The following is a 19,963-nucleotide window of genomic DNA, read 5'->3' as shown; positions in this document are numbered from 1 at the left end:
GGCGAAATGAAAGTACAACCACGGCGTTCCGACGAACCTGTTTTTTGGGGCCTTTTTGGTGCTGGCGGCATGTGGGCCGCGCTGGTCTCTCCGGTGATCGTTCTGCTGATCGGCCTGCTTTTGCCGCTGGGCGGCGCGCCGGACTCTGCGCTGAGCTATGAGCGGTTCCTGGCTTTCGCGCAGTCGCCCGTTGGCCGACTGTTTTTGCTACTGGCAATAGTGCTGCCGATCTGGTGCAGCGTGCATCGTCTTCATCACTGCATGCACGATATAAAAATCCATGTCCCCGCCGGGAAATGGGTGTTCTATGGTTTTGCCGCCATTCTTACTCTCATCACGCTCATCGGCGTGGTAACGATCTGATTTATCGGGCGGCCGCGGGCCGCCTGCGCAAACTCATCTATACTCATCAGGTTGTGCATTACTGAATGGAATAGCTATGTCTTTGTGGAAAATGATCACCGCAGGCACCGCCGCCCTGCTCTCCGTTGCCTGTGCCACCTCGCCGCCAAAAGGCGTGGTGCCGATTGGCGGCTTTAACAGCGAACGCTATCTGGGCACCTGGTATGAGGTTGCCCGCTTCGATCACCGTTTTGAACGCGGCCTGAATCATGTCACCGCCACCTACAGCAAACGCGACGATGGCGGACTGAAAGTGGTCAATCGGGGATTCAGCGAGAAGAAGCAGCGCTGGCAGGAGAGTATCGGCAAGGCGTATTTCACAGGTTCGCCTGACCAGGCGGCGCTGAAAGTGTCGTTTTTTGGCCCGTTTTATGCGGGTTACAACGTGATTGCGCTGGACGATGACTATCAATATGCGCTGGTTTGCGGCCCGAATCGTGATTATTTATGGATCCTGTCGCGGACGCCGGAACTGCGTCACGAGGTGAAAGAAAAGCTGTTGCTCAAAGCGCGTCAGGCAGGGTTTGATGTCGCGAAGCTACTGTGGATTAAGCAGAACTGAACGGGGCCGGTGCCTGAGCACCGGCACGCGAATTACTGAGCGCTTCTCTGGATCGCCTGGCCGCCTGCGGACACATCTTCACCCACGCCGCGAGTTGTGTTGCACGCTGTGAGTACAGAAGAAAGCACCAGTACGGAAAGGACAGAAACAATACTTTTCTTTAACATGCGAATTTCCTTTTAAGTAGAAGTAAAGTACAGCTTTTTAAGCATAGCCGTAATTTTACCTGCCGCCTCAGATCGGACTGAGAAAAAGGAATATTTAAGACGAAAGGAAGAAAGGAAGGAAGGAAAAGAGAGGCCGCCGTGGCGGCCTGACATTATTTTACGCGTGAAACATATTCACCTGAACGGGTGTCAACGCGTACCACTTCGCCAATCTGCACGAACAGCGGCACTTTAACCACGGCACCGGTAGAAAGCGTTGCCGGTTTGCCGCCTGTTCCTGCGGTATCGCCTTTCAGGCCCGGATCGGTTTCCGTAATTTCAGCTTCAATAAAGTTCGGCGGCTGAACAGCGATGGCACGGCCGTTCCACAGCGTCACGATACAGTCGGCGTTGTCCTGCAACCACTTAACGATGTCTTCAACCGCTTTCGCTTCTACCTGATATTGTTCAAAATTCTCAGGATGCATGAAGTAATAGAAATCGCCGTCGTTGTAAGAGTAATTCAGCGTCAAATCAACAACGTCTGCGCCTTCAGCGGAGTCGGTGGATTTGAAGGTTTTTTCAACGCGGCTGCCGGTCAGCAGGCGACGCATTTTTACGCGGGCGAAAGCCTGGCCTTTGCCGGGCTTAACAAACTCGCTGGATTCGATAGCGTAAGGCTCGCCTTCGAACATGATTTTAAGACCGGGACGGAAATCGTTGCTAGAATAAGTCGCCATAAAGGCCCTCTACAATTTATTACTGGTACGTAGCCAAAAAAATGGCAGACATTGTAACCCTAAATAACCCTTCGCGAGAAGAATGGTTGCATCAACTTGCAGATGTAATCACCGATCCCCATGAATTATTACAGCATCTGGGGCTGGATTCTCATCCGGCTTTGGTGGCGGGTTGTGAAGCACGTCGCCTTTTCGCGCTGCGCGTGCCCCGCACCTTTGCTGCAAGAATGCGCAAAGGCGATCCACACGATCCTCTGCTGCTTCAGGTCATTACCGCCAGCGAGGAATTTATCAGTGCGCCCGGCTACAGTACCGATCCGCTTGACGAGCAGAGCAGCGTGGTGCCGGGCCTGTTACATAAATATCGCAATCGTGCGCTGCTGCTGGTTAAAGGCGGCTGCGCCGTTAACTGTCGCTACTGCTTCCGCCGCCATTTTCCCTACGCCGACAATCAGGGTAACAGGCGCAACTGGCAGCAGGCCCTGGAGTATATCCGACAGCAGCCCGAACTGGATGAGATTATTTTTTCCGGCGGCGATCCGCTGATGGCAAAAGACCACGAGCTGGACTGGCTGATCGGCGAGCTGGAGCAGATCCCGCATATTAAGCGTCTGCGTATTCACAGCCGGCTGCCGGTGGTGATCCCCGCCCGCATCACGCCTGCGCTTTGCCGACGCCTGGCGCAGACGCGCCTTCAGACGCTGCTGGTTACGCATATCAACCATGCGCAGGAAATTGACGATGCGCTGCGCGACGCTATGCAACAGCTCAAGCGTGCAGGCGTAACCCTGCTTAATCAGAGCGTACTGCTGCGCAACGTGAATGACAGCGCCGCAGCGCTGGCCGAGCTGAGTAATGCACTGTTTGACGCCGGTATTCTGCCCTATTATCTGCACGTGCTGGATAAAGTGCAGGGCGCCGCGCATTTCTCCGTGTCGGATGAAGAAGCCAGAATGATTATGCGGGCGCTGCTGACGCAGATTTCCGGTTACCTGGTGCCGAAACTGGCGCGCGAAATCGGCGGTGAACCGAGCAAAACGCCGCTGGATTTACAGCTTCGGCAGTCATAAAAGTAACCCGGCGTCAGTTGGCTCGATACGGATGAGAAAAAATAATGCTCTTTCCAGCGTTTTTATCTGCACCTTTCATGCAGGGTAAACACTATTGCAGTTCTGCCAAAATATGCCTCTTCAATCACGGCGAAGACGTCCCTATGCCAAATCTATTTGTTTGAGTTTAACGCTTGCGGCGGTCAAACTGAATTCAGTCAACTAACAGGGATCAGAAAATGCAAAATGAACTTCAGGATCGCCAACAACTTAACGATCTCATCAACGGCTGGATGCATCGCGATCTCGGGGAATGGGATCAACTACGCGATATGTTCCACCCGGATGGCACGATCGAAATCACGTGGTTTGAAGGGCTGGGCAGTGATTTCGTCAATGGCTCAATGCGTATGGGTGCATCAGATGTACGAACCAAACATCTTATCGCGACGCCAGCCGTCACGTTTAATGCCAGCGGGACTAAGGCAATTCTCGAAACGAATGCAATGATTGTAGCTGAAAACGTAAAAATTAACGTGGGCTGTGAAAGCCATAATCGGTTTTACGACATGGCTGAAAAGCGCGATGGCGTATGGAAACTGTTTCACCGCCAGAGTATTTACGATATGGGAACCTTTACTTTCCCGCTGGGCCTGGTGGAAATAGACCAGAGCATCGTGACGAAGTACCCGCGTGAATACGCAGCGCTTGCCTATGTATTGGAAAAAAGTGGTTTCCCGATGCAACGTGTTTTTGCCACACGCGGCAGTGAGCTGGAGAAAAACATGAAACGTGATGGGAAAAAATGGTTATCCAGTTAATTATCTGGCAGTTAAATTGCGTTCGCTGATCGAAGCCCAATCGGAAATTGGGAGGACACGCTCCTCCCCGGGTAAACACGTTGACTCACTAGCGCGTTAAGGACATTTATAAACCTGACCGCTCATCTTGCTGTCCAGCGGAGCGAACCCTGACCAGATATTTTGCGTCGGGCTGGTTGCGCCGTAAATCACATTGCCGCCCATCTCCGCCGCGCGATTGCGCAGATCGTTTGCCGCGCCGCGCAGCGAACTGCTTTCCGCCCCGCCTGCACCGCTTAACCAGTTACTTTGCGAGCCGGTGACGTTACCGAGAAGCTGGCACTCTTTTGCTGGCTGTTGATCGGTAAAGGTCACACGCTCACCTGAAGACGACAGTTGTTTAGAGCTGCTACAACCTGCCAGCAACATCGCTGCCGCCGCACCTACCAGCAAAACGTTAATCCGCATGTTAATCCCCATTTTTTTATTTACAGAGTCGTTCCTGAGCGAGGGCATCCATCATGTTACGCTTCGCCCGGCGCCCCTGCCGTTCAAATCGGTTATTGCGCTCTGACTTTACCCTGTTCCCCCCAAAAAGAAAAACCCCCTGTCAGAGACAGAGGGTTTCGTTTGGCTGGAAGCCCGGCTTACATCATGCCGCCCATTCCACCCATGCCGCCCATACCGCCAGCAGCACCTAAGTCAGGCGCATCGGCTTTAGGCAGATCGGTTACCATACATTCGGTGGTGATCATCAGACCGGCAACGGAAGCAGCGTACTGCAATGCAGAACGGGTCACTTTTGTTGGGTCCAGGATACCGAAGTCGATCATGTTGCCGTACTCTTCGGTCTGGGCGTTGTAACCGTAGTTACCTTCGCCCGCTTTCACGTTGTTCGCCACAACAGAAGGCTCTTCGCCTGCGTTAGCAACGATCTGACGCAGCGGTGATTCCATCGCGCGCAGCGCAACTTTGATCCCCACGTTCTGATCTTCGTTCTGACCGGTCAGGTTACCCAGCACGGAAGCCACGCGAACCAGCGCCACGCCGCCACCGGCAACCACGCCTTCTTCTACCGCTGCGCGAGTCGCATGCAGAGCATCTTCAACGCGTGCTTTCTTCTCTTTCATTTCAACTTCGGTTGCTGCGCCAACTTTCAGTACGGCTACGCCGCCTGCCAGTTTCGCGACGCGCTCCTGAAGTTTTTCACGATCGTAGTCAGAGGTCGCTTCTTCGATCTGCTGACGGATCTGAGTCACGCGGCCGGAGATAGCGGACTCTTCGCCCACGCCGTCGATGATGGTGGTGGTATCTTTGTTGATCACCACGCGTTTCGCCTGACCAAGATCTTCCAGCGCCGCTTTTTCCAGCTCCATACCGATCTCTTCAGAGATAACGGTACCACCGGTCAGCACGGCAATATCCTGTAGCATTGCTTTACGACGATCGCCAAAGCCAGGCGCTTTCACCGCAGCCACTTTCACGATACCGCGCATGGTGTTGACCACCAGCGTTGCCAGCGCTTCGCCTTCCACATCTTCAGCGATAATCAGCAGCGGTTTGCCCGCTTTCGCAACGGCTTCCAGCACCGGCAGCATTTCGCGGATGTTGGAGATTTTTTTGTCAGCCAGCAGGATGAACGGGCTTTCGAGCTCAACCGCACCGGTTTCTGGTTTGTTGATGAAGTAAGGAGAGAGGTAGCCACGATCGAACTGCATACCTTCAACCACGTCCAGCTCGTCCTGAAGACCTGTGCCTTCTTCAACGGTGATAACGCCTTCTTTGCCCACTTTTTCCATCGCCTGAGCGATGAGCTGGCCAACGGTTTCGTCGGAGTTGGCGGAGATGGTGCCAACCTGCGCAATCGCTTTAGAGTCAGCGCAAGGTACAGACAGTTTTTTCAGCTCTTCAACCGCAGCGATAACCGCCTGGTCGATACCGCGCTTCAGATCCATCGGGTTCATACCCGCAGCAACGGCTTTCAAACCTTCGGTGATAATAGACTGAGCCAGAACGGTGGCGGTGGTGGTGCCGTCGCCCGCAGCGTCGTTTGCTTTAGAGGCGACTTCTTTTACCATCTGCGCGCCCATGTTCTCGAACTTGTCGTCCAGTTCGATTTCACGTGCGACAGAAACGCCATCTTTAGTGATGGTCGGTGCACCAAAAGATTTATCCAGAACCACATTACGGCCTTTCGGGCCCAGGGTAACTTTTACTGCATCTGCCAGTACATTCACGCCACGCAGCATTTTTACGCGTGCGTCATTACCGAATTTTACGTCTTTAGCTGCCATCTTAAATTTCCCTTAAATTCGTTTCGTTCAGTGAGTACGCGAAATTACGCTTCAACAATTGCCAGAATGTCGCTTTCAGAAATGATCAGCACTTCTTCATTGTCGATTTTCTCAGTTTTGGCACCGTAGCCTTCATTGAAAATCACCACGTCGCCTGGTTTTACGTCCAGCGCTTTCACGTCACCGTTTTCCAGAATACGGCCATTGCCGACAGCCAGCACTTCGCCACGGGTGGATTTACCCGCTGCGGAGCCGGTCAGCACAATGCCGCCCGCTGATTTAGATTCCACTTCTTTACGCTTGACGATCACACGGTCGTGCAGAGGACGAATTTTCATTGATAGCTCTCCTTTGAGAAGTCCAATCAGTTTTTTGGGATGAACGCCGGGGCAAATGGCACCGGCCTCGTGACGAAGGAGATAGGGACGCGCGGGCAACGTTTCAAGTGCGCAGAGCAAATTTTTTTCCTGAATGCTGCCTCTGCTGTTTTTTCAGCCGCTTTATCAAGAAAAAATTGGCCGGTTTAAGTTTTCCATTCTGCTGTCGCTTTTAAAGCGCATTTCCCTCTGGCGCACCCTATTCAGGCAATGAACAACGCACTGGCAACAACCAAAGAAAATTTCGAAAAAATCTCGCTTCGCATGAGCAAGCGCCCACGCGTACTGTTTTTTGACCGGGAAAGCTTCGCCGATAACTGTAAATATCTTTACCTTTACATGGTCAGGCACTGCCCGGAAATTGAGGTTATCTGGTGCAGCTATACGCCAAAAGTGATTGCGGAACTGACCGCCGCCGGTCTGCCCTGCCTGGACATGAACGCAAACGTAGAAGAAACCATTAAAACGTTTCTTCAGGCGGCGGTAGCGATTTTTTGCGTTAACCCAAGCCAGAGTTTGGGACGAAATGAGTTTTTGCAGGCCAGCCTGAAAGGCGCCGCGCAGATTCAGCTCTGGCACGGCGTGTCAGTAAAACAACTGATGTTACGGCTTGTGCCCTTTATCAGCATGAGCGACCCGGACGCCTGGACGCTGATCAGATGGGCCACGCAGCCCGACTACTTCCTCAGCACCGCCAGCGTTTTTGACAGTTTCTGGCGCGACTGTTTCGCCTGCCGTCAGCTCATTCGTGCCGCCTATCCACGTAATGAGGTGCTGATCCGCCCGGCTCAGGGGCATGAATTGATCAATGCGTCGCTGGCCGCCACGGCAGAAAAAGCGCTTTCAGGCCAGAAGAAGACGCTGCTGCTGGCGCCGACCTGGCAGCGTAACAAAGGCACGGCGCTTTATGAAACGCGTTTTCTTATTCCGCTGCTGAAATACGCGGCAAAAAATAATATTGAGGTCTTTCTCAAGTCCCACGCTTACTCGACAAATATCAACGATTTCAGCGGAATGAAAGTGCCGCATTTTCATGTTATTGCGGATAATCTCGATATCTATCCGCACCTGCGACGCTTCGATCTGCTGGTAACGGATTACTCGTCTATTGCCTTTGATTTTTTACTGACCGGAAAACCCGTGTTGATGCAGGATATCCCGCCCGGCAGTCATGAACTTTTCGAGCCGGACTATTCACTGCTCCCTGGCGACGGCAGCTGGCGCCATCTTTTCACGCATGACACGATCCACGAAGTGATTGAAAACGCGCTTTATCACGACGACAAACAGGCGGCGCGCGCCAATATTGTACGGCAACTGTTTGAAACGGAAACGACTGACGCCAGCAGAAGGCTGGCGTCAGTAACCAAAAGTATTATGGAATCACGCTGTGGCCGGCGCGATGAATGGCAGGTAATTTAAGGCTTGTCATCGTCTTTATAATCGATGCGATCGGTATCACGCCGTTCAAACTCGCCGTCCACGGTATAACCGCTATCCGGGCCTGCGCCAGCGCCGCGCCAGACGCGCAGGTGCGGCATCAGCTTCAGCGTCAGGTGCTTTTGTACCGGCGGCAGCAGCAGCAGCAGGCCGATGAAGTCGGTGAAAAAGCCCGGCACCAGCAGTAAAAATCCCGCCAGAATCAGCGAAACGCTTTTGATCATTTCGGCCGCAGGGCTTTCACCCGCCTGAAGCTTTTGCTGCATCAGCATGAAATTTTTCATTCCCTGATTTTTCACCAGCGAAATACCGATAGCTGAACTGAAAATCACCAGCAGCATCGTCATCAACACACCGAGAACGTGCGCCACCTGGATAAAAAGGGTTATCTCAATCCACGCGACGAGAAACAGAACTAAAAAGGGTAACCAGCGCACCGCGGTCTCCTGTGTCAAAGCCATCGCGCAACGCGCGCAATGGCATAAAATCGGATTAACTCACAGATGAGATGGGCACTCTGCCGTGCCTTTTCAACCATAAACAGATAAAATGCCGCCAATTAAGTTTATGCCCTCCCTCACGTCCGGCGTAGTGGGTTCTCCGACAGCAAGCACAATTAAGGTTCTGGTTCTCATGGCAAATAACATTCGTATCGAAGAAGATCTGTTAGGCATGCGCGAAGTTCCGGCGGATGCTTACTACGGCATTCATACTCTGCGTGCGATTGAAAATTTCTACATCAGCAACAATAAAATCAGCGATATCCCTGAATTTGTACGCGGCATGGTCATGGTCAAGAAAGCGGCGGCGATGGCTAATAAAGAGTTGCAAACCATTCCGCGTCCGGTGGCGAATGCCATTATTCAGGCCTGCGATGAGGTGTTGGATAACGGTAAGTGTCTGGATCAGTTCCCGATTGACGTCTATCAGGGCGGCGCGGGCACCTCGGTCAATATGAACACCAATGAGGTGCTGGCGAACATCGGGCTGGAACTGATGGGCCATCAAAAAGGCGAGTATCAGTTTTTAAATCCCAACGATCACGTCAATAAGTGCCAGTCCACCAACGATGCCTATCCAACCGGTTTTCGTATTGCGGTTTACGCCTCCATTTTGAAACTGCTCGACGCGATTGGCCAGCTCAGCGGAGGTTTTGAGCGCAAGGCGATAGAGTTTGAAACGATCCTGAAAATGGGCCGCACCCAGCTTCAGGACGCCGTGCCCATGACGCTTGGGCAGGAGTTTCACGCCTTTAACGTGTTGTTGAATGAAGAGATTAAAAACATCCTGCGCACCGCTGAACTGCTGCTGGAGGTTAACCTTGGCGCGACGGCAATCGGCACGCGGCTCAACACGCCTGACGGCTACCAGCATCTGGCGGTGAAAAAGCTGGCGGAAGTCAGCAACCTGCCCTGCGTGCCCGCAGAAGATCTCATTGAAGCAACGTCGGACTGCGGCGCCTACGTGATGGTACACAGCGCGCTGAAGCGTCTGGCCGTGAAGCTGTCTAAAATCTGTAACGATCTCCGACTGCTCTCCTCTGGCCCGCGCGCGGGACTCAATGAAATTAACCTGCCGGAGTTACAGGCGGGATCGTCAATTATGCCTGCCAAGGTCAATCCGGTGGTGCCGGAAGTGGTCAATCAGGTCTGTTTCAAAGTGATTGGCAACGACGTTACCGTCACCATGGCCTCTGAGGCGGGCCAGCTCCAGCTTAACGTCATGGAGCCGGTTATCGGTCAGGCGATGTTTGAATCAGTGCACATTCTCACTAACGCCTGCTCCAATCTGCTGGAAAAATGCGTTAACGGCATTACCGCTAACCGCGCGGTTTGCGAAGCCTACGTCTTTAACTCTATCGGCATCGTCACCTACCTGAATCCTTACATCGGCCACCACAATGGCGATATCGTGGGCAAGATCTGCGCTGAAACCGGTAAAAGCGTGCGCGAGGTGGTGCTGGAGCGCGGGTTGCTGACTGAAGCGGAACTGGATGACATTTTCTCGACGCAAAATCTGATGTATCCGGTTTATAAAGCAAAGCGTTATACCGATGAAAATGAATAACGTGATTTGAGGTTTATCAGGCACGCCAACCCCATAACGGCGTGCCTTTTTTATTGAACAAAACAAGTTATTAACGGTTAGTTAGCAAACTTTTAAGGAGTAAACAATGATCGTGCCTGAACTCATTATCGTCCTGCTGGCGATATATCTGGGCGCGCGTCTTGGCGGCATCGGTATTGGTTTTGCCGGCGGCGCGGGCATGCTGATCCTCACGCTTGGATTCGGCGTTAAACCCGGCGCCATCCCCTTTGACGTGATCGAAATTATTATGGCGGTCATTGCCGCTATTGCGGCAATGCAGGTGGCGGGCGGCATGGACTATCTGGTCGGCCTGGCCGAAAAGCTGCTGCGCAGGCATCCGCGTTATATCACCTTTCTCGCGCCGCTGGTGACCTGGTTTATGACGCTGTTGGCGGGCACCGGCCACACCGCCTTCTCCACGCTGCCGGTTATCGCCGAAGTGGCAAAGGAACAGGGCGTACGGCCTTCCCGTCCGCTCTCTATCGCCGTGGTGGCATCACAGATAGCGATTACCGCCTCGCCTATTTCTGCGGCGGTGGTTTTTCTGGCTGGCATTCTTGAGCCAAAAGGCATCAGCTATCTGGCGCTGCTGGCGGTGTCGATTCCCTCCACGCTGCTCGCCATTTTTTTCGCCGCGCTGGTGACCAATTTTCTCGGCAAAGAACTGAAGGACGACGCCGTTTACCAGGCGCGTCTGGCAAACGGTGAAGTGGTGCTGCGCGGCACCAGCGTTTTTAACGAACAGCCTGGCGCAAAGCGGGCTGTTCTGCTGTTTTTGGCCGGTATCATCGCCGTGGTGCTGTACGCCACCGCCATCAGCGATACCGTCGGACTGATTGCTCATCCTGTGCTGCCCCGCAACGAAGCGATTGTCATTTTCATGCTCACCGTCGCGACGCTGATTTGCCTGAGCTGTAAGGTGGATACGGCGAAAATTCTCTCGGCCAGCACCTTCAAATCCGGCATGAGCGCCTGCGTCTGTGTGATGGGCGTTGCCTGGCTGGGCGATACCTTTGTGAAGGCGCATATCGGCGAGATCCAACAGTTCGCGGGCGAGTTGCTGGTGGACTTCCCGTGGATGCTGGCGGTGATCCTGTTCTTTGCCTCCACGCTGCTTTACTCTCAGGCGGCCACCACCAAGGCGCTGATGCCTGCCGCGCTGCTGCTGGGCGTATCGCCCATTACTGCCGTGGCATCCTTTGCCGCCGTGTCGGCGCTGTTTGTTCTGCCGACCTATCCAACGTTGCTGGCCGCAGTGGAGATGGACGATACAGGGTCGACCCGCATTGGTAAGTTTGTTTTTAACCACTCCTTTATCATTCCCGGTACGCTGGCTATCGCGCTGTCGGTTGCGTTTGGTTTCCTGTTCGGGCACCTTTTCCTGTAGAACATCGGTTAAATGAATTAACAACGGAATGAGCGGTTAAATCTTATGGTTCAGCGCATTACAACGACGCTTTTTTTACTGTTAATTGCGCTGATTAGCGTTAATGCCGGTGCGTCACTGTTTAACAAGCAATCCGGCAACCCTTTCGGCACGGTCGACCAGGCCTTTGCCTTTGATTTTTCGCAGCAGGGCAACCGCCTGACCCTGAACTGGCAGGTGAAACCCGGCTACTACCTGTACCGTCAACAGATCGTGGTTTCATCGAAAAATGCAACGCTGGCAGCGTGGCAGCTTCCTCGCGGAAAGGCCCATGAAGACGAGTTTTATGGCAAAACCGAGATCTATCCTGAAAATCTGACGCTACCACTGATCCTGCGCCAGGCGGGCAAAAACGCATCCGTGGTCGTGACCTATCAGGGCTGCGCGGCGGCGGGATTTTGCTATCCGCCGGAGACGCGCACCGTTCCGGTGAGCGAAGTCAGCGCGGCAGCTGTTCCTGATTCGCCGCCGCCTGCGGTTAGCGAAGATCTGCCGTTTTCGCCGCTCTGGGCGCTGCTGATTGGTTTTGGCATTGCCTTTACGCCCTGCGTGCTGCCGATGTATCCGCTGATTTCCGGCATCATACTTGGCGGCAACCGCCGTTATTCGCTGAAGCGTCTGTTTGCGCTGTCAATGGTTTACGTGCAGGGCATGGCGCTGACCTATACGCTGATGGGCGTGATTGTTGCGGCGGCGGGCCTGCGGTTTCAGGCCGCGCTTCAGTCGCCGGTCGTGCTGATCGGACTGTCGATACTGTTTGTGCTGCTGGCACTCTCCATGTTCGGCCTGTTCACCTTGCAGCTTCCGTCGGCGCTGCAAACGCGCCTGACGCTGTGGAGCAACCATCAGCGCGGCGGATCACTTCCGGGCGTGTTTTTGATGGGCGCGCTGGCAGGGCTAATCTGCTCGCCCTGCACCACCGCGCCGCTCAGCGCGATCCTGCTCTATATTGCGCAGAGCGGCAACCTGCTGGCGGGCGCAGGCACGCTCTATCTTTACGCGCTCGGCATGGGGATGCCGCTGATCGTGGTCACCCTGTTCGGTAACCGCCTGCTCCCGAAGAGCGGCGTCTGGATGCAGACGGTGAAAGAAGGGTTTGGTTTTGTGATCCTCGCGCTGCCTGTTTTTCTGTTGGAGCGTGTGGTGGGCGATGCCTGGGGAGTACGCCTGTGGAGCCTGCTTGGCGTCACCTTCTTCATCTGGGCTTTTCTCAGCCTCAACGCCACCAACGGCTGGCGGCGGCTGGGGCAGATCGTTATGCTGGTTGCTGCGCTGATTGCCGCGCGTCCGCTACAGGATTGGGCGTTTGGGGTGGATACGCGCGCGCCCACGCCGATCGCGCTGAACTTTACCCGCATCGCCGACGTCGACAGCCTTGCGCAGAGGCTTCAGCAGAACGACGGGCGTATCACCATGCTCGATCTCTATGCCGACTGGTGCGTGGCCTGCAAAGAGTTTGAGAAGAAGACCTTCAGCAATGAGCAGGTTCAGGCCGCGCTGGGCAACGTACAGCTGATTCAGGCTGACGTGACGGCGAACAATCAGCGCGACCGCGATCTTTTGCGGCATCTGAACGTGCCAGGACTGCCTACAATTTTGTTCTTCGACGCGAAAGGGAATGAAATTCCCCGGTCGCGGGTGGCAGGCTATATGAACGCCGACGCGTTTCATCAGCATTTGCAGAAACTGGCGCGGTAAACGACACTTGGGAAAGTTTTCCGGCCCCGGCCGGAGCCGACGCATACAAGAGGAGAGTCACTTGCAACGTGAACAGGTACTCGAGCATGCACTTAACGTACTCGAGCAAAACGGGCTGGCTTCCTCCACTTCCTTCGCGATGATGGCGGAAGAAGTGGAGTGTAATGAGCAGGAACTAAAGCGCTTTTGGCCCGATCGTGAGGCGCTGCTTTATGACGCGCTGCGCTATCACAGCCAGCAAATTGATACCTGGCGGCGCCAGCTGCTGCTGGATGAAGGAATGAATGCCGAACAAAAGCTGCTGGCGCGCTATCAGGTGCTGGAAGAAGCAGTCAATAACAATCGCTACCCTGGCTGTCTGTTTATCGCCGCCTGTAGCTTTTATCCGCAGCCAGATCACCCTATTCATCAGCTTGCCGATCAGCAGAAACGCGCCTCATGGCAGTACACGCACGATCTGCTCAGCGAGCTGGGTACCGATAATCCGGCGCTGGTGGCGCATCAGATGGAACTGATCCTTGAAGGCTGTCTGAGCCGCCTGCTGATTAAACGTAAGGTCGATGAGGTTGAAATCGCCCGCCTGCTTGCCGCGGATGTGCTCAACTTCGCATTATGCCGTAAGAACGGCGCGCTGACATAAGGCTGACAACAAATCAGGCGACAAGGGCGTAAACCCCGTCACCCCACGCTCTGACTGTCTGAAAAGCGCGCAGTCAGTCAGGGTTTACGTGATTTTTATAACAAAGCCGTTGACGGAAGAGAGCCTTTACGGTTTAATGCGCCCCGTTGCCCGGATAGCTCAGTCGGTAGAGCAGGGGATTGAAAATCCCCGTGTCCCTGGTTCGATTCCGGGTTCGGGCACCACTAATTTTGCATCAAAGCACGCTGGTTAAGAGATGAGAACCTTAACGGGCGGTTAATACAGGGGCCGGTCATTACGGAATGTCCTCCGGTGTAGGCGTATCTGCACTGGTTAACGTTTCTGAATCAGTCCCTCAAGTGAGGGAGCCTGTTGCTGCAGGCTCCCTTTTCTCGATCACTGGCAATAATCCCAGTCAATCAGTTTTGTGTCAATAGTTGTAATTCCCTTTCTACACAGAGATCTGTGTGTAACGACAATTCTTCTTCCAGTGTTTTGCCCGCAATGTCCATCTTGAGTTCCACGTATTCCATTGTTGTGCTGACACTACGATGACCCAGTAAATCTTTAACCAGCTGAAGGTTCCTTTCGGGTGCTTTCATCAGTTCCGTAGCAAGAGTATGTCTGAAACGGTGCGGCGAAACGGCAAAACCGCACTCCTTTGACAGACGGCGAAAGAATGAGCGGATCTTTTGGTGCATCACACTCACATCATTTCTTTCGAACTTTGCCTTTCTCCCGGAGATATAAAAACTGACATCGAAAAGATTATCTTTTGGCCCGGCTCCAGCTTCTGTTGCCCGTGTGAGGAGAAGCTGCAATCGCAAACGCAGCTGTCTGACAACGGGAACACGCCATTCTCTGTGCGTTTTACTTCCTTCAAGGCGCAGGTCTATATAGCCCTCCGTCAGATTGACGTCCCTGAGCTGAATATGCAGAAGTTGATTCTGCCTCATTCCCGTATATCTGAGCGTATCCAGGACGGTTATCCAGAACCAGACCGGGTAAAACGCACTCCGCCCGCCACGTGCAAAAATTTTCCTGTTGGACTCAATTTCAGCCTGCTGCATTATCAGATAAAGTCGGGTTAGCTGAGAGCGGTTTAACGTGCGCTTTTTCTTTGTTTCCTTCTGTACTGTGCAGTTGTTGAAAGGGTTTTTGCCCTCCGGCAATAACCCGCTCTCCATAGCATAGTTATAGAGGGCCCTGAGATGTGCGATTTTATTGTTCCAGGTCTGCGCAGATTGTTGCTTTTCTCGGAGTATATGTCGCCGCCATCTTAATACGTCATGATGAGTAACCATTGATGGGGTTTTGTCTGCACCCGTGAATTTCCGGAACCCCTTCACAACCTTCGCATAGCTCCATTCTGTTGCTGCGCGCAGGTTTCGGGCGAAGAAGTACTCCTCAAGCAAATCTTCCCATGTCGTATGATAGTTTTTGTCAGACATACAGCATTTCCTTTTTCTATATCAAGCTGCCCGTAAGGGCCCTCATGGACTGCCCCTCCTTTAAAGGAAAGACAGAAGCCCGCTGTCTTCAGGGGAAGATGCCCCTCTGAAAAGGTGTGTAGTCTTGACGAGATACCCACTTACAGGTTTAAAAGTGCCTTCTTTGCCAGGCGAGTGGTACAGTTTTGCCTTATTAAAACGTTCGCCCCTCCGCACCCTGTGAATATGCAGCTTCTCAAATTCCAGCTGTATGGCATCCCTGCTCAGCTCTGTCCCGCTTTCTCTGATGTAAAGATAAAATATGTCCGGCACCCTGAGAAAAATGAATCCTGCGACGGCATGCGCTCTGGAATCAGGTTGATTAATATCGATTTGCTTGCTCTTAAGCCCTTCAGAAAGCCACCTGAGGAATTCAGTGCCAGCCTCATCTTTTTTCACTGTTTTTTTTACGTCAATGTTAATGCTGTGTGACGGGATGTTATCCTCAACACCTTGTTCAGGGAAAGAGTCTTCCGCTACTGTCTGATTTATCTGATGCTTATCAGTTTCGGGAGGCTGTTCATCAAGAGATAAAAACTCTGACCCGTCATCTGCTTTAGTACTGGCTGAGGACTCTTCTTCACCCGCATTGGCCCCGGTCAATTCAGTCATTTCGGTTGCACTGAAAAGACTCAGCAACATCTCTGTATCAGCTTCCTCTTTATCGACAGGATCACATTCCGTAACCTCACCTGCCTCCTCATTGCTGACCGGATTGCAGCCATCAGCCATTGAAACAGGTGTGATAGAAGATGCAAGCTGAGTAACCTGCGCATCTGAGATTTCGGGCGATGCAGTTTTGGGGGGTACTTCCGATATAGGCTGTAATTTAGTCTTTTGATCAGAAGGCGTTTGTAGAACGGAAAGGGCCTGCTCTGCGAGGGTACTGACTGTCTCATGTGCCCCTGATATCTTCTGCGAAGGCGATTCCACCTTTTCAGCGGCCTGCTTCATCAGGCTTCGTATCAATGGCATGCCCGGATGTTGATTCCAGAGTGCGCCGGCAAGGTTGCCCAGTGCCCCGGGATTCTCTGCCAGCCAGCCCGTCGCCTCTGCCGGCAAAAGTTGCCCGGCGGCAAGCGCCGCAAACGCTGATGCGGTCTCAGCCTCCCGGAACCGGAAACGATAGGGTGAGTCCGGAACGGTCATTCCCGGAAGCCAGCTTTTACCGTCAAGCAACTCCCCCTCCAGAGTCGCAAGAAGAGGCAGGTGCCAGAAAAGAGCCGACCAGAAAATCACCGCATTCCACATCACATTCTGCTCTGCCTGCTCTTCAGGTGCCGCGCCGGGGGGAAACATATACCCTTTTGCCAGCCTGACCGCACAGGTCGTGAACTGCAGCGTAAGGTCGCCGAAGCCGTCTGACTGCGACCACCTTCCCTGTTGTGCGGCCGGCACATTCTGTACCCTGGCTAACAAACCATTAAGAGGCGCTAAATAGAGTCGCTGATAGATGTCTGCGGGCAGAGAACAATTCTCCCACAATTGCTGCAGGCAGGTTTCTCGTAGCGGGCTGGCGCACAGCCTGCCGGCCTCACGCGGGGCGTGGTAGCCGACAGGCGTAATTGTGGATATATGATGTACCGCTTCTGGTTCACCTTTTGAAAACAGAGACCTCAGGGTCCGGATTCTGCTGAGCATAATGTTCTCCTGGTACAGGGCTGCTCAGTGTTATGCCCCTGCCTGCTCCGCACCATAAAAAACCAGTTATTCAGTCCCGGAAGTTTCTCCCGTGTCGCCGGGCATATCTGCATCGTTCTCATCATCACCCTCACCGGCTTCGCTGATGTTTTCATCATCGTCCTCGCCGGCCTTACTGAGCCAGCGCACCAGCTCGTTCAGCACGAGCGTCTCTCTTGCCCGGGTGACAGCCACATACAGCAGGTTAGTCTCATCCTGTCGCTCTTCCTGCGAGAGGAGCGGATCGGTAATGTCAGTAAAATCCTCACTGAGCATTACCACCGGCCATTCCAGCCCTTTGCTGCGGTGTGCGGTTGAAACCGTGACCTGAGCGTCTTTTTCATGAGTGACGACCTGACGGCGCATAATGGCCAGTTTTTGCGGAAGCGGGAAAAAGTCATCGAGCAGGCGAATAGCCTGGTTCATCTCCACGTCCTGGGTGGCTTTGGCTATCGAGCAGTACTCGTCAAAATCCCGATAGTCCCGGCTGAGGCGCGGGGACTGCATCTTTTCAGGCATATCAGCGGAGAACCAGTACAGGTCTTCCAGCTCCTCTGTTTTGTAGCCTTCAATCCCCCCGACCCAGAAGACCTTTTTCTCCATAAGGCTCGCCGTCAGGGCGCTGCCAATCACGCCTGATACCGTCCGGCTCAGTACTGCAGTGTGCTCAGCCCCTGCCGGAAGGCTGCTGACGACAGCATCCTGGCCCCCGTTACCTGTCACGCGCTTTTCCTCTCCGGCACGTTCAAGCAGGATGTTGGCCACACGCGCCACCTCAGGACCAAACCGGAAACTCGCTGTCAGCCACAACCGGTCTGCCTGCGCCAGCTGCGGGGCACTGAGTACATTATCTGCCCCGCGAAACCGGTAAATCTGCTGGTAACGGTCGCCGACCAGGATAACCCGGCAGGGCTGATTCAGAACAAACGCACTGGTCACCGGGTTGGCGTCCTGAGCCTCATCAAAAAGGATGGTGTCCCAGCGTTTAGACAGATCAGGCTGAGAAAGCTGGAACAGTTTAAGGTAGGTGTCGTGCGTGACGGGAAAGACTGAATCAGTACGGCTCATTTCATACCAGAGGATCTGGATTGCCCCCAGAATTTTACCTGCATCAAGACCGTGGCGATCATCCTCAGCAGGCAGATGTATCAGCCCTGGCTCGGGGTCTGCGCTGCAGAGGAACATGTTCAGCCCGCTGAGCGCCAGTCTGGCCAGCGGCCAGTGGCGGGTGTTAAGTTTTCTGGCCACATCAGTAATGCGCAGACTGGCTGTCAGCCGGTCACGGAAATGCTTGCCAAAACGGGCCCATGCAAGCTGATGCGACGTTTTACACTCTACGTTATAGGGGAATTTGCGTTCAGCCTCATCCCGCACAGCGCGATTATAGGCGAGGTAAAGCATCTTACTTTCCGGGTTTGCCTTGGCAAAATGCACTAGGGTAGAGGTCTTTCCTGTGCCAGCAAATGCATTCACCACTAAACTAGCTCCTTGCCATTCAATTATCGATTTCTGTTCTGCTGTGAAAATGTAAGCCATACCAATTGCTCCGGTGGAAACATATCAGTTAATCTGGCCATAAGCCTTCAGATAGGCGATACAAAACTCATTTCTCGGAACTGAAAATTACTACAATCAAAAGTGGCTATATAAAAACTTTTCTCGTCAAAGGTGATGCAATGCCTAATCTTTTGGAAATGCCTGCTGCAGCAAGTTGGGTTAAATCTGCCATATCAGACTGTTCTTGCGAAGTTTATGGAAGCATAGTCCCCGCCGTTATCTGGACAAATGCAAATGATCCTAGTGGGAGTTTAATTGTTCCCCTCGACCCGAACGAGTTATCTCTACGAATAAATAATGAACCGTATATTGTGTTACATGACCATGATCCCGGTAAACCTAAAGGGCAAGTACTGAAAAGCGCAGTTTTCCAAAACGACAGCGGGACCATATTCGTCGCCGCTATCATAGGTTTATATGCTGAGGGGAATGTCAAAAAGTTCTCAGAGTTTGATTTAGGATTACCTGCTACTTTTTCTTCTCCTGATTCGTTACCATGTTTGCCAGAGAATGCCTGGATAGAACTTGCGCTTGATCCCAGGGAAGTTGACTCAGCATGGATTGCAAGTGTTTCATCAGAAGCCCCACTACATATCAAGCATGTTGAGCTTTCACACAATGCTGCAGAAAATACTTATGAGTTAATACATATTGGGCTTAGCTATTTAGCTATAGTCTGGAACCCCTTTGTTACCACTGTGGCTACTGAAGCAGGTAAGCGTACCTATAATGCACTGCATCAATGGGTTCATAATTTCCTTGGCCGCCTATCTGAAAGGAAAAATCCCATCATTGATATCGCCTCTTTTCAGGACGGATGCCAGGTGTCTTTTTTGATTCGCGGAAAAGATACTCTTCAACATTACATGGCTCACGATGCTTTATCCGAAGCAGGGGTACAAGCAGCCCAGTTAATCAGTAAATTTAGAGAACGGGGAAAACCGCCATCGAAGTTAATCTATGAATGGGATACAAAATATAATAAATGGTATCCATCGTATGCGCTGTTAGCTGACAGATCTATTATCGTTGACCAGGCTACTCTCATTGCCTTGGAGAAACTGCCGACAAATCTCAGCCTCGGTATAAGAAAAGGAGAAAATGTTGAAATGATCTTCGATCACGAAAATCAATCTGATTAGTATGGACCTGAAGAGTAAGCAATTTTCAACGCGCACTAAAGTCTTTATGTATATAAAAGACCGGCCTCAAGGCCGGTCAGATGAGATAAAAAATTCAGGCAGTATTGCCAGTGTACGGTTCAAGTCGCATGATCCAGTTCCCCAGGTAATGCCCCGGCGTATGAAGTACCCTTCGTCGTTCATCTGCCAGGGTGTTGCCTACCACGGTAATCCCCCCGAAAAACCGGTGTGTTCATAAGTAGAATTTTCTCGTAACCTGAACCGGGGAGATCTCTATGAAAAAATCACGTTTCACTGACAGCCAGATCATGTCCATCCTGAAGCAAGCCGAGGCAGGAACGCCGGTGGCCGAACTGTGCCGCGAGCATGGCATGAGCAACGCCAGTTTCTATAAGTGGCGTTCACGCTTTGGCGGGATGGATGCTTCCATGA

General features: G+C 52.9%; 20 protein-coding genes, 1 tRNA gene and 1 pseudogene. 12 read left to right on the top strand and 10 right to left on the bottom strand.

Annotation, left to right across the window (positions count from 1 at the left end; translation table 11 throughout):
- The first annotated feature begins 6 nt into the window (after positions 1-6).
- Both frdD and blc read left to right on the top strand, forming a co-directional pair.
- Positions 7-363, top strand: a complete 357-nt coding sequence (gene frdD, locus GS12_RS14675) for a fumarate reductase subunit FrdD (protein WP_034948352.1) — start codon at positions 7-9, stop codon at positions 361-363.
- Between the two features lie 76 nt (positions 364-439).
- Positions 440-964, top strand: coding sequence for an outer membrane lipoprotein Blc (blc, locus tag GS12_RS14670; RefSeq protein ID WP_034948317.1), 525 nt, complete (start codon positions 440-442; stop codon positions 962-964).
- A gap of 32 nt (positions 965-996) precedes the next feature.
- Here blc and GS12_RS14665 read toward each other — a convergent pair whose 3' ends face one another.
- Together GS12_RS14665 and efp are read right to left on the bottom strand one after the other, a co-directional pair.
- Positions 997-1,131, bottom strand: coding sequence for an entericidin A/B family lipoprotein (locus GS12_RS14665; RefSeq protein ID WP_034911673.1), 135 nt, complete (start codon positions 1,129-1,131; stop codon positions 997-999).
- Positions 1,132-1,283: 152 nt separating this feature from the next.
- A complete protein-coding gene (gene efp, locus GS12_RS14660) occupies positions 1,284-1,850 on the bottom strand; it encodes an elongation factor P (RefSeq protein ID WP_034911669.1) in 567 nt (188 codons plus the stop codon).
- 41 nt (positions 1,851-1,891) lie between these two features.
- Here efp and epmB point away from each other — a divergent pair, with 41 nt between their 5' ends.
- Both epmB and GS12_RS14650 read left to right on the top strand, forming a co-directional pair.
- Positions 1,892-2,920 (top strand): EF-P beta-lysylation protein EpmB, encoded by a 1,029-nt coding sequence (gene epmB, locus GS12_RS14655; RefSeq protein ID WP_034948314.1) that lies wholly within the window; start codon positions 1,892-1,894, stop codon positions 2,918-2,920.
- A 218-nt stretch (positions 2,921-3,138) separates the two neighbouring features.
- Positions 3,139-3,720 (top strand): nuclear transport factor 2 family protein, encoded by a 582-nt coding sequence (locus tag GS12_RS14650; RefSeq protein ID WP_034948311.1) that lies wholly within the window; start codon positions 3,139-3,141, stop codon positions 3,718-3,720.
- A 96-nt stretch (positions 3,721-3,816) separates the two neighbouring features.
- Here the strand turns inward: GS12_RS14650 and GS12_RS14645 are convergent, their stop codons facing one another.
- The 3 genes from GS12_RS14645 to GS12_RS14635 all read right to left on the bottom strand — a co-directional run bounded on the left by GS12_RS14645 (position 3,817) and on the right by GS12_RS14635 (position 6,331).
- A complete protein-coding gene (locus GS12_RS14645; RefSeq protein WP_034918756.1) occupies positions 3,817-4,167 on the bottom strand; it encodes a DUF4156 domain-containing protein in 351 nt (116 codons plus the stop codon).
- Between the two features lie 179 nt (positions 4,168-4,346).
- The gene (gene groL, locus GS12_RS14640; protein ID WP_034911663.1) at positions 4,347-5,993 is read right to left on the bottom strand and encodes a chaperonin GroEL; all 1,647 of its coding nucleotides are present in this window, start codon (positions 5,991-5,993) and stop codon (positions 4,347-4,349) included.
- Between the two features lie 44 nt (positions 5,994-6,037).
- Positions 6,038-6,331, bottom strand: coding sequence for a co-chaperone GroES (locus GS12_RS14635; RefSeq protein WP_034911660.1), 294 nt, complete (start codon positions 6,329-6,331; stop codon positions 6,038-6,040).
- A 249-nt stretch (positions 6,332-6,580) separates the two neighbouring features.
- Here GS12_RS14635 and GS12_RS14630 point away from each other — a divergent pair, with 249 nt between their 5' ends.
- Positions 6,581-7,792: a CDP-glycerol glycerophosphotransferase family protein gene (locus tag GS12_RS14630; protein WP_052118477.1), complete on the top strand. Its 1,212-nt coding sequence runs from the start codon at positions 6,581-6,583 to the stop codon at positions 7,790-7,792.
- On the opposite strand, the gene GS12_RS14625 is transcribed toward GS12_RS14630, so the two are convergent.
- A complete protein-coding gene (locus GS12_RS14625) occupies positions 7,789-8,247 on the bottom strand; it encodes an FxsA family protein (RefSeq protein WP_034911652.1) in 459 nt (152 codons plus the stop codon). The genes GS12_RS14630 and GS12_RS14625 overlap by 4 nt on opposite strands.
- Positions 8,248-8,443: 196 nt before the next feature.
- On the opposite strand from GS12_RS14625, the gene aspA reads away from it, so the two are divergent.
- From aspA to GS12_RS14600, 5 genes are all read left to right on the top strand, one after another.
- A complete protein-coding gene (aspA, locus tag GS12_RS14620; protein ID WP_034948307.1) occupies positions 8,444-9,877 on the top strand; it encodes an aspartate ammonia-lyase in 1,434 nt (477 codons plus the stop codon).
- Between the two features lie 106 nt (positions 9,878-9,983).
- A complete protein-coding gene (locus GS12_RS14615) occupies positions 9,984-11,285 on the top strand; it encodes an anaerobic C4-dicarboxylate transporter (RefSeq protein ID WP_034948304.1) in 1,302 nt (433 codons plus the stop codon).
- A 45-nt stretch (positions 11,286-11,330) separates the two neighbouring features.
- A complete protein-coding gene (locus GS12_RS14610; RefSeq protein ID WP_034948301.1) occupies positions 11,331-13,022 on the top strand; it encodes a protein-disulfide reductase DsbD in 1,692 nt (563 codons plus the stop codon).
- Between the two features lie 61 nt (positions 13,023-13,083).
- Positions 13,084-13,662, top strand: a complete 579-nt coding sequence (locus tag GS12_RS14605; protein WP_034911644.1) for a transcriptional regulator — start codon at positions 13,084-13,086, stop codon at positions 13,660-13,662.
- 148 nt (positions 13,663-13,810) lie between these two features.
- Positions 13,811-13,886, top strand: a tRNA-Phe gene (locus tag GS12_RS14600).
- 195 nt (positions 13,887-14,081) lie between these two features.
- Here the strand turns inward: GS12_RS14600 and GS12_RS14595 are convergent.
- The 3 genes from GS12_RS14595 to GS12_RS14585 all read right to left on the bottom strand — a co-directional run bounded on the left by GS12_RS14595 (position 14,082) and on the right by GS12_RS14585 (position 18,368).
- Positions 14,082-15,113 carry a tyrosine-type recombinase/integrase gene (locus GS12_RS14595; RefSeq protein ID WP_034948298.1) on the bottom strand — a complete coding sequence of 344 codons (1,032 nt, stop codon included), beginning with the start codon at positions 15,111-15,113 and terminating at the stop codon, positions 14,082-14,084.
- A gap of 60 nt (positions 15,114-15,173) precedes the next feature.
- On the bottom strand, positions 15,174-16,793 hold the full coding sequence (locus GS12_RS14590; RefSeq protein ID WP_034948296.1) for a TraI domain-containing protein: 1,620 nt from the start codon (positions 16,791-16,793) through the stop codon (positions 15,174-15,176).
- 66 nt (positions 16,794-16,859) lie between these two features.
- The gene (locus GS12_RS14585; protein ID WP_034948293.1) at positions 16,860-18,368 is read right to left on the bottom strand and encodes a UvrD-helicase domain-containing protein; all 1,509 of its coding nucleotides are present in this window, start codon (positions 18,366-18,368) and stop codon (positions 16,860-16,862) included.
- 140 nt (positions 18,369-18,508) lie between these two features.
- On the opposite strand from GS12_RS14585, the gene GS12_RS14580 reads away from it, so the two are divergent.
- Complete coding sequence (locus tag GS12_RS14580; RefSeq protein ID WP_034948292.1) at positions 18,509-19,531, top strand: hypothetical protein; 1,023 nt, start codon at positions 18,509-18,511, stop codon at positions 19,529-19,531.
- Between the two features lie 94 nt (positions 19,532-19,625).
- Here the strand turns inward: GS12_RS14580 and GS12_RS24970 are convergent.
- A pseudogene (locus tag GS12_RS24970) lies at positions 19,626-19,745 on the bottom strand (SAM-dependent DNA methyltransferase); the annotation flags it as partial.
- Positions 19,746-19,806: 61 nt separating this feature from the next.
- On the opposite strand from GS12_RS24970, the gene GS12_RS14575 reads away from it, so the two are divergent.
- On the top strand, positions 19,807-19,963 hold a 157-nt coding region (locus tag GS12_RS14575), incomplete at its 3' end, for a transposase (RefSeq protein ID WP_034948291.1).

The sequence above is a fragment of the Erwinia oleae genome, assembly GCF_000770305.1.
Classification (GTDB): Bacteria; Pseudomonadota; Gammaproteobacteria; order Enterobacterales; family Enterobacteriaceae; genus Erwinia; species Erwinia oleae.
This window is presented reverse-complemented; position numbering and strand designations above follow the sequence as displayed.